This window comes from Roseicyclus sp., from assembly GCF_052168335.1.
Taxonomy (GTDB): Bacteria; Pseudomonadota; Alphaproteobacteria; order Rhodobacterales; family Rhodobacteraceae; genus Roseibacterium.
In genome coordinates, this window is the sequence record NZ_JBQLZP010000647.1 from 1 (window position 1) to 2,403 (window position 2,403).

Below are 2,403 nucleotides of genomic sequence, written 5' to 3' on the forward strand. Positions count from 1 at the left end.
CGTCCATTTCCGGTCCGCCCCCCCCGGCAGCACGAAGTCGAGCTCCGCCTCGGACGCGTTCATCGCCATGAGGAGGAAGGTCGTCGCCTCGTGCATCAGGAGGCCGACGGCCCGGCTCTCGCCATTGTCCCAGTCGGCGGGCTCCATCTCGGCGCCGTCGGGGCGGAGCCACTTGGCGAAGCGGTTGCGCCGCGCGTCGGGACCGGCGTGAAGGAAGCGCTCGGCGAGGAAGAGCCCGTGGCCCGCCCGCACCCGGATCAGCCGCCGCACGAAGTCCTCGAAGCCGCGCTCGGCCTCCTCGGGCGCCCAGTCCTGCCAGTTCATCGGCCCCGGCTGGCAATAGGCGTTGTTGTTGCCGCCCTGCGACCGCCCGCGCTCGTCGCCCATCAGGATCATCGGCGTGCCCTGCCCGAGGAGCAGCGTCGCCATCAGGTTGCGCCGCTGCCGCATCCGGAGCGCATTGATCTCCGGGTCGTCGGTCGGCCCCTCGGCGCCGCAGTTCCAGCTCAGGTTGTGCGAATGGCCGTCGGCGTTGCCTTCGCGGTTCGCCTCGTTGTGCTTGTCGTTGTAGGAGACGAGGTCCTTCAGCGTGAAGCCGTCATGCGCGGTGACGAAGTTGACGCTGGCCCAGGGCCTGCGCCCGTCATGGGCGAATGTCGCGTGCGAGCCGAGAAGGCCGCCCGCGACGTGCTTGAGCGTGCCGGCGTCGCCCTTCCAGTAGGCGCGCAGGTTGTCGCGGTACTGGTCGTTCCACTCCGCCCAGCCGGGCGGGAAGTTCCCGAGCTGGTAGCCGTTCGGCCCGGTGTCCCAGGGCTCGGCGATCAGCTTGACGCCCGCGAGCACCGGGTCCTGGCGCACCGCCTCGAGGAAGGTCGCGTGCTCGGAATAGTCGGCGCCGTCGCGCCCGAGCGTGGTGGCGAGATCGAAGCGGAAGCCGTCGACATGGCATTCCTCGACCCAGTAGCGCAGGGAATCCATCACCATCTGGAGCACGCGGGAATTGCGCATGTTGAGCGAGTTCCCGCAGCCCGTGGTGTCGTAGTAGTAGCGCTTGTCCTCGGCGAGGCGGTAGTAGCTGGCGTTGTCGATGCCCCGGAAGGACAGCGTCGGCCCCAGCTCGTTGCCCTCGGCGGTGTGGTTGTAGACCACGTCGAGGATCACCTCGATCCCGGCCTCGTGAAGGCGGCGCACCATCAGCTTGAACTCGTGCAGTCCCCCGTCATGCGTGAGGTAGCGCGGCGCGGGCGCGAAGAAGCCGATCGTCGAATAGCCCCACCAGTTGACGAGGCCGCGGTCGGTCAGGTGCCCCTCGTCGTAGAAGGCCTGCACCGGCAGAAGCTCGATCGCGGTGACGCCGAGCTTCACGAGGTGGTCGATCACGCGCGGGTCGGCGAGGCCCTCGAAGGTGCCGCGCAGGGGCTCCTCGATGAAGTCGCAGCCCATCGTCATGCCGCCCACATGCGCCTCGTAGATCAGCGTCCGGCCCCAGGGCACGTTCGGCCGCACGTCGTCGCCCCAGGTATGGGCGGGGTCCACGACGACGCATTTCGGCATCACGAAGGAAGAGTCGCGCCGGTCGAAGCTGCGGTCGCCGTCGGAATGGCCGAGCTTGTAGCCGAAGAGCGCGTCGTGCCAGCGCATGTTGCCGACATGCTGGAGCGCGTAGGGGTCGAGCAGCAGCTTGTGGGGGTTGAAGCGGTGCCCCGCCTCGGGCGCGTGGGGCCCGTGGACACGGTAGCCGTAGAGCTGGCCGGGGCGCACGTCCGGCAGGTATCCGTGCCAGACCTGGTGCGTGAATTCCGGCAGCTCGATCCGTTCGAGCTCGCGCTTGCCGCGGTTGTCGAAGAGGCAGAGCTCGACCTTCTCGGCATTGGCGGAGAAGAGGGCGAAGTTGGTGCCCGACCCATCCCATGTCGCGCCGAGGGGCACGTCCGAGCCCGCGAGGACACGGCGGGAGAGCGTGGCGGGGGCTGTCGTGTCCATGCCGCTCAACCCGGCACGAGGAAGATCGTGGCGAGCGGCGGCAGCGTCAGCGACAGCGAATGCGGCTGACCGTGCATCCCCTCGTCCGAGGCGTGGAGCGCGCCGTTCCCCGCGCCCGAGCCGCCGTAGTCGGCGGCGTCGGTGTTCAGCCGCTCCTGCCAGCCGCCGCCCCACGGCACGCCGATCCGGTAGCCCTCGCGCAGGACGGGCGCCATGTTCGAGACGACGACGACCGGCCGCTCGTCCTCGTCGCCGTGGCGGATGAAGGCGAAGACGTTGTTGTCGGTGTCGCCCCCCTCGATCCACTGGAAGCCCTCGGGCTCGCAGTCGCGGGCATGGAGCCCCGGCTCGGCCCGGTAGAACGCGTTGAGGTCGCGCACGAGCCGCCGCGCGCCCTCGTGCATCGGGTCGTCAAGGAGG

Annotated in this window: 2 protein-coding genes; both read right to left on the bottom strand. The window is 69.6% G+C overall.

The window, feature by feature from the left end; all coding sequences use genetic code 11:
• Positions 1-1,983, bottom strand: a 1,983-nt coding sequence (gene glgX / locus ACTS11_RS19795) for a glycogen debranching protein GlgX (protein ID WP_442642002.1), incomplete at its 3' end; no start/stop codon positions are given.
• Between the two features lie 5 nt (positions 1,984-1,988).
• A partial coding sequence (locus tag ACTS11_RS19800; RefSeq protein ID WP_442642003.1) for an alpha amylase C-terminal domain-containing protein occupies positions 1,989-2,403 on the bottom strand: 415 nt, incomplete at its 5' end.